The following is a 6,777-nucleotide window of genomic DNA, read 5'->3' on the forward strand; positions in this document are numbered from 1 at the left end:
CTCCCCATCTCCCCCTCTCCCCCTCTCCCCATCTCCCCATCTCCCCCTCTCCCCATCTCCCCATCCCCCCATCTCCCCATCCCCCCACACTCTCTCTACCATTACTATGCACCACCACCAAATTTTGGTTAATTACACTCGGATATAATCGAAAAAAAGATATTGCCCTTCCTCTAGAAGTAGATGCTAATGATTTATCTCCTGAATTTTTTGGCATCGAACGAGATTATAAAATTTTTACAGTGAATGCCGAAACAGGTGAAGTCGAATCTATGAAAATCCGCGAATTATGATAATTGAGACTCAACAACTGTTTAAAAAGTATCGAAGCAAAGGTATTTTAGTTGATACAAATATTTTGCTTTTATGGTTTGTTGGTAAAGTTAATGAAAAGCGTATTTCTCAATTTAATCGAACTGAAAAATTTTTGCCAGAACATTATCAATTATTAGACAGACTATTAAAGTTTGCCAAAATTGTCACAACCCCTAATATTCTGACAGAAATTAATAGTTTAATTAATCAATTAGGTGAACCATAACCCTCGAAATGCCTGAGCATTTTAGCAGCATAAATTACTAAGCTGGATGAATTTTATCTTGAAAGTAGGGCTGTAACTAAAGTCAAAAAATTTACTAAATTTGGTTTGACTGACAGTGGAATTATACCAGTTTGATAAATCTTTGCTACAAATATTTAGGTTACTGCGATTGAGTCAGGAGACAGGAGTCAGGAGTCGTATGGGAATAGGTTTGATACCATTTTTTATATAGTAATTTATCTTTTTAATCCAATATATATTTCCTACAAATTATTTTAATAATGCTTATTATTTGTAACATTCTTTTTTCAAATTGGTATTATTGGGCTAGTACAAGGAAAATATTTAGTATTAACTGACGATTTCAAATTAGCAAATTATTTACAAAGCCTGGGAATTGATACAGTTAATTTCAACCATCTGATGAATTATAAATGGTAGTGATGAAGTTGAAAATCGCGAAACAGTGCCTTAGTTTTTGGTAGAGATTAATCTTGGATTATTTCACAGATAGCTCAACACTGAAAGTATATTCTTGTATTTCTTTTTAACGCGCTCATTAGCTCGGGGTGTTGAAATACTCATTCAATACCTCCAAAAAATTTTTTGATTAACTTCGACTATTATGTTCACTAAAAGCCACAGCACCATAATAATTGAGGATTGAAATGTTAGTAGAATATTGAAAAAATAGTGCAACTTTATTACATTTTTCTAATTCTAAGATATAATTATTAAAATTACTAGCAAAATAATAAATTTTATAGATGCCAGTGTTTACTGTCAATAAAAAAAACTCCCGTCAAGCTTATGATGGTTGGTCTTTAGATGACCGCGATCCAAAAGTAATTGAATCTTTAATGCCATTATGGGAATGGTTTTATCGTTATTATTTTCAAGTTCAAACCGACGGTTGGCATCATATTCCTAGAGATGAAAAAATCCTGATAGTTGGATCTCATAATGGTGGTTTACCCGCTCCAGATATGCATATGTGTATGTATGACTGGTTTAAAAGATTTGGTACAGAGCGTTTGGTTTATGGACTTATGCACCAGAATGCCTGGTCAGTTTTTCCTACCACTCCCTTAGCAGTACAATGTGGAGCAGTTAGAGCGCATCCGAAAATGGCGATCGCTGCTTTCCAAAGAAATGCCTCTGTGGCTGTTTATCCTGGTGGTGGCCCGGATGTCTTCCGTCCTCATTCTATGCGAGATAAAATCTATTTTGCTGGACGTAAAGGCTTTATTAAGTTGGCTTTGCGTGAAGAAGTACCTATTGTGCCAATGATTTCTAATGGCGCTCACGATACTTTAATAGTACTGGCAGATATTTATGAACAAGTGAAACAGCTCCATGAATTGGGTTTGCCTTGGTTATTTGGTCTCGATCCAGAAGTGTTTCCTATCTATATTGGATTACCCTGGGGATTGGCTATTGGGCCTTTACCTAATTTTCCTTTGCCAGTAAAAATTCATACCCGAGTTTGTTCTCCCATTGTCTTTGAGCGTTATGGACGTGAAGCAGCTAGCGATCGCGATTATGTTGATGCTTGTTATGAGCGAGTTCTGACCGAAATGCAGCAAGAGTTAGACAAATTAGTGTTATCAACTTCTTGAAGAAGGAAGAAGTAAGAAGTCAAAAGTCAAAAGTCAAAAGTTAAAAGTAAGAAGTAAGAAGTTAAAAGTTAAAAGTTAAAAGTAAGAAGTAAGAAGAAAATTATAGTTGTCAATAGGAGTTAACAATTTAGTAAGTATTTATGCTGATAATTTGACTCTTGAGAAAGGTCAATAAAAATAATTTATATCATATAAATACTTACCAAAACCAGGATGTTCATACTACTTTTAATGTTACAAATTGACGTGCGGAATGTGGGTTATATCATGTCCGGTAGCATCATTTGTGTATAAAATTAAGGTGATACTCTTGAGAAAACCTCCTGCCTTCTGCCTTCCTTAGATAAACTCGCTACACTGCTAACTTGGAATTTTCAATTATTTCAAAAAGTTAAGTTCTTAACTGTTTAGAGATTTGATACAACAAATTCCAAGTATATGAAGTACAGATATTAATAATTAGGGCTTGCTGATTAAATATCAAAGCTTTTACAGATAAAGGTTTTAACCGTTTTAGGTCTTGAAAAAGTACAAGGTTTTTGCTCCTTAAAGCTCAAAAAGTTAGGATTTTGGGTTGACGCGAGGCAGAACAATCTTGGGATAATTCTTCCTCCTGCCTCCTCGCTTATTCCTTACTCCTCCTGTCTCCTGTCTCCTGTCTCCTGACTCCTACCCTCACCCATAAGACTTTTTCAGCAAACCCTAATTAAATCTTCCCAGTCCGAGCATCTTGCTCGCGAGGAAGCATCTTGCTCGCGTAGGTTTACCTTATCAAAGTGGAATACGCTGTATCATATCCGCGCTATATTTTTTGTGTAAACCTAAGCGTGAATATCTACAGAAAACTTAAGTTTTTTTTTCATACTTTTAAACCTTCTTCCCTCTTCCCTCTTATATCATGTCCGGTAGCATCGGAGCGTGTATAAAATAAAGGTGACACTCTTGAGAAAACCTTCTGCCTCCTGCCTCCTGCCTCCTGCCTTCTGTACACCAAAGTCTAATTATTCAACCGGACATGATATTACCTTTTCCTTTCCCTACTTTCATTAGTTAATAAAAATGGTATAATATCAAATCCGGTAGCATCGGTGTAATAAGATAGTGAATTCAGAATCCAGAATTCAGAATCCAGAATCCAGAATTCAGAAGGGAAGAGAACTCAGAATTCTTTCCACTCTAGGTGAAGATGGAATCTTTTTTTATACCAAATTCAACGGATTTGATATAACTTGATATATAGTAAAGAACGAGTTGGTGTTTGACTTATGCGGATGATAAACCTTAGACAGGGAAATGTTTTTCCTACTGTTCCCTGTTCCCTGTTCCCTGTTCCCTGCTATAGCATTATAAAGTAATCAAGTAATTCATATGGATTTAGAACAACCATTAGGTTCAGTAATTCAAGGTTCTCTCAGTCAAGGATTAGAAGTACGACTACATCCAGACATATCAGTAGAAGATATGCGGGTAGGTAAATTTTTGGTAGTAAAAGGAGTACAAACCCACTTTTTTTGTATGCTAACCGATGTTTTATTAGGAACATCCAGCGAACGAATAATGATTAATCCTCCTTTACCTACAGATGATTTTTTACAATCTGTTTTAGCTGGAGGTAGTACTTACGGCACTATCGAACTTGCACCAATGTTGATGTTAGTTATTTCTTCAGAAAAATCTCCAGTATATTTCAATGCTAATAACGATAATGGCAAGAAAAAAAAATCTCAATCTATAGAAAATTTAGCATCTTTTGAAGCTCAAACCAGTGCTGAAATTAAATTAATGCCAGTGAAAACTATTCCGAGTCATTTTTCCCAAGTATTTGAAGCAAGTGAGAGAGATTTTAGTCTGGTTTTTGGTAGGGAAGATGACCAGAGTAGGCGCAATTTTGCTGTAGGTAAACCTATTGATATGGATGTACCTGTTTGTTTAGATTTAGATAGATTTGTAGAACGGAGTAATGGCATTTTTGGCAAGTCAGGAACAGGTAAGTCTTTTCTGACTCGTTTACTTTTATCTGGGATTATTCGTAAAGGAGCTGCTGTAAATTTAATTTTTGATATGCACTCTGAATATGGTTGGGAAGCAATGGCGGAAGGAAAACAAGTTAATACGGTAAAAGGTTTAAAACAATTGTTTCCAGAACGAGTGGAACTTTGGACTCTAGATCCAGAAGCTACTAAACGTAGAGGGGTGCGAGATGCACGAGAATTGTATTTAAGTTATAACCAAATTGAGGTAGAAGATATTGGGTTGGTGCAACGGGAATTAAATTTATCGGAGGCAAGTATTGATAGTGCAAATATTCTGAGAAGTGAATTTGGTAAATCTTGGATTGCTCAATTACTGGAGATGACTAATGAAGATATCCAAACATTTTGTGATGAAAAAAGGGGTCACAAAGGGTCAATAATGTCTTTACAAAGAAAGTTATTGCGACTGGATAATCTGAAATATATGCAGACAAAAAATACTAATAATTATATTGAAGAAATTTTAGAATCTTTGGATGCTGGGAAACACGTTATTATTGAATTTGGTTCCCAGTCGAATATGCTTTCTTATATGTTAGCTGCTAATATGATTACTCGCAGAATTCATAATAGTTATGTACGGAAAGCTGATAAATTTTTAAGTTCTAAAAATCCGAGCGATCGCCCTCAACCATTAGTCATAACTATTGAAGAAGCTCACCGTTTTCTCGACCCTGCCATAGTACGTTCAACTATTTTTGGAACAATAGCTAGAGAAATGCGGAAATATTTTGTGACTTTATTGGTAGTAGACCAGCGGCCTTCCGGGATAGATGCGGAAGTTATGTCTCAAATTGGTACAAGAATTACCGCTTTATTAAATGATGATAAGGATATAGATTCTATTTTTACAGGAGTTTCTGGCGGTCATAATTTACGGTCTGTGTTGGCAAAATTGGATTCTAAACAACAAGCTTTGGTATTAGGTCATGCGGTACCGATGCCAGTAGTTATTCAAACTCGTGCTTATGACCAGACTTTTTATCAGGAAATTGGAGATACAGACTGGCGATATGTGTCTGATGAAGAATTATATGAAGCAGCTCAGGTTGCTCTGGATGATATTGGATTTTAGGCGTTGCTGAAGCGCGTGTATGATATTAGTCTTAATTATTTAGGAGTCAGGAGTCAGGAGTCAGGAGTCAGTAGGGAAGAAAGGAGGAAAAGAGGAAATATTGGAGAATAGTATTGATAATTTCAGTATTTCTTTGGTACTGTCGGTACTTTCATTATTATTTAGGAGTCAGGAGTCAGGAGTCAGGAGTCAGTAGGGAAGAAAGGAGGAAAAGAGGAAATATTGGAGAATAGTATTGATAATTTCAGTATTTCTTTGGTACTGTCGGTACTTTCATTAATTGATAATTGATCGTGGATAATTGATAATTACCTCTGGTTAAAACCGTTACGGAATTGAATATAAGGAAATATTATTTCTTCTCTTGGTTGATTGGATATGGCGAGGGGACCTCGCCATCCGGAGACCGCTTTTTTCTCCTTAAAAAGGGAGACTTTAAACCAGAATTATTTAATTATTAATTATTAATTATTAATTCTTCGGTAAAATTTCCTTTTTTGCGTAAGTCCTGATTAATTCAAGATATGAAATCAATAATTTTATCTCCCTATTCCTTATTCCCTATTCCCTATTCTCTGACTCTCAAAAGTTTGAATTACAAAATTTTATTTAGTAATTTTGGTAACACAAGCATCCTGCTTGTTATAGGCTATAAGCTTTACTAACACAAGCATCCTGCTTGTTACAGGCTACTTGTTACAGGCTAGAAGCCTGAACTGCAAAGATAGAGATTAATCTTCAACTGTACCTCACCATCCTCAAAAGTTTTAATTAAATTAATTCAAGATATGAAATCAATAATTTTATCTCACTATTCCCTATTCCCTATTCCCTATTCCCTGACTCTAGCTATAAACATAATAGAATTAGCTGAAAATTTTTTAGATGAGTTTGTGCTTATTCTGAAGATTTTTATTGAGGCAGTTGCTGTTTTTATTATTGCCTTTGCAGTACTAAAAGCACTAGCACAAATGTGGCGCAGACGGAAAAATAATCAGCTTTTTGCACAAGAGGGAAGAATCAGGCTCGACTTAGGTATCTCCCTAGTTTTAGCTTTAGAATTTTTGTTAGCTGCTGATATAGTAGGAACTGCCATCTCTCCAACTTGGAGCGATATTGGAAGATTAGCAGCAATTGCTGGAATTAGAACTTTTCTCAACTTTTTTCTAGAAAAAGAAGTGAAAGAACTGGAGGAAAAAAATAATCTCAATAGATAAAAGAATTTAGAATTTAGAATTTAGAATTTAGAATTTAGAATTTAGAATTTAGAATTTAGAATTTAGAAATACCTCTTCTTATAAATAATAGGATTGGATCAAAGTATTTTTTTTCTTAAGCGTTTTACCTCTTCTTTTCAAGAAGAGGTAATTATTAATTAGGGATTGCTGATTAAATATCACGCGTCTTGACTTGTATTGGTTTTACCCTTTTCAGGTACTAAGGGAGTACCAGCTTTTAGGTGGTAATGGTTCAAAAATCTAAGATTTTCGGCATTTCGAGGGGTAGAAA

Annotated in this window: 4 protein-coding genes and 1 pseudogene; 4 read left to right on the forward strand and 1 reads right to left on the reverse strand. The window is 35.2% G+C overall.

The genetic code is table 11. From position 1 onward, the window contains the following. Nucleotides 1-217: pseudogene (locus F6K54_RS37580) on the reverse strand (hypothetical protein); the annotation flags it as partial. Between the two features lie 72 nt (nt 218-289). Between F6K54_RS37580 and F6K54_RS37585 the strand changes: the two are divergent. From F6K54_RS37585 to F6K54_RS37600, 4 genes are all read left to right on the forward strand, one after another. Beyond that, a complete protein-coding gene (locus F6K54_RS37585) occupies nt 290-541 on the forward strand; it encodes a hypothetical protein (RefSeq protein WP_293089096.1) in 252 nt (83 codons plus the stop codon). Nucleotides 542-1,308: 767 nt separating this feature from the next. Beyond that, a complete protein-coding gene (locus F6K54_RS37590) occupies nt 1,309-2,160 on the forward strand; it encodes a lysophospholipid acyltransferase family protein (protein WP_293089098.1) in 852 nt (283 codons plus the stop codon). A 1,368-nt stretch (nt 2,161-3,528) separates the two neighbouring features. Beyond that, the gene (locus tag F6K54_RS37595) at nt 3,529-5,268 is read left to right on the forward strand and encodes an ATP-binding protein (RefSeq protein ID WP_293089100.1); all 1,740 of its coding nucleotides are present in this window, start codon (nt 3,529-3,531) and stop codon (nt 5,266-5,268) included. A gap of 788 nt (nt 5,269-6,056) precedes the next feature. Further along, nucleotides 6,057-6,485, forward strand: a complete 429-nt coding sequence (locus F6K54_RS37600; protein WP_293089102.1) for a DUF1622 domain-containing protein — start codon at nt 6,057-6,059, stop codon at nt 6,483-6,485. The last annotated feature ends 292 nt before the right edge of the window (nt 6,486-6,777 follow it).

It is taken from the genome of Okeania sp. SIO3B5, from assembly GCF_010692555.1.
GTDB lineage: Bacteria > Cyanobacteriota > Cyanobacteriia > Cyanobacteriales > Microcoleaceae > Okeania.